At 60.0% G+C, this 1,024-nt stretch carries 1 protein-coding gene; it reads left to right on the top strand.

The features are described from left to right. The coding region (locus SAHL_RS02595) for an IS110 family RNA-guided transposase (protein WP_123589854.1) at positions 1–876 on the top strand (876 nt) is incomplete at its 5' end. Positions 877–1,024: the final 148 nt, after the last annotated feature.

The following is a 1,024-nucleotide window of genomic DNA, read 5'->3' as shown; positions in this document are numbered from 1 at the left end:
TGGCTGGCTCAACGCGACTTGCCGGTCGACGCACCGATCGTGCTGGAAGCCACCGGTCCGTACAGCGAAGCTGTAGCGATCGCCTTAGCCGATGCCGGCTGGGCGGTGAGCGTCGTTAACCCGGCACGAGTCACCGGCTTCGCTCAAAGCGAGCTCAGCCGCAACAAGACGGACAAAGCCGACGCCAAGCTACTCGCGAAGTTCGCCCAAAGAGCCGATCTGGATATCTGGCAGCCACCCAGTATCGCCGTTCGCGAACTCCGAGCGTTGGTCGATCGACTCCAGGCGCTGATGGATATGCGCCAGCAAGAACTCAATCGGATCGAAGCGCTCGATCAGGGCACGCCATCCAGCGTGAAGTCGATGGTCGAAGAACACGTCGTCTGGTTGGACAAGCAAATCGCCAAGATCCAGTCCGATATCGATGACTACATCGACGGCCATCCCGAACTCAAACAAGACGCCGAGCTAATGCGCAGCATTCCCGGCGTCGGCCCTCGCGCCTCCGCGCAGTTCCTGGCTTTTATCGGGGATGTTCGCCGGTTCAAAAGTGCGAAGGCGCTCGCCGCCTTCGTTGGCGTCACGCCCAGACAGAAGCAATCCGGCACTTCGATCAACGGTCGAACCATGATCTCGCGAGCCGGCCACACCGCCGCAAGAAAATCGCTCTATATGCCGGGCATGGTGGCCAAGCGCCATAATCCGGTAATCATCGCGATGACGAAGCGGCTCGAGAAGAAAGGGTTAGCGCCGAAGGCGATCGTGGGGGCGAGCATGCGAAAGCTCGTGCACTTGATCTATGGCGTAATCACGTCAGGGCAGCCGTTTCGGGCTGAAATACCGATGGCCGGGCTTGAAATTCAAGAGGGTATCTGACCCCAAGCTACGCAAGCGGGCGTGGTGCACGATGCAAGACCTGACCCCAAGCTACGCATGTGACCCCAAGCTACGCATGTGTTCGATCGGCTCGCCGATGGCCGTGCCATCAAGTGTTTGGGCATCGTCGACGACGCCACGCACGAGT

The organism is Salinisphaera orenii subsp. halophila YIM 95161 (assembly GCF_003732545.1).
In the GTDB taxonomy this organism is placed as follows: domain Bacteria; phylum Pseudomonadota; class Gammaproteobacteria; order Nevskiales; family Salinisphaeraceae; genus Salinisphaera; species Salinisphaera orenii_A.
This window is presented reverse-complemented; position numbering and strand designations above follow the sequence as displayed.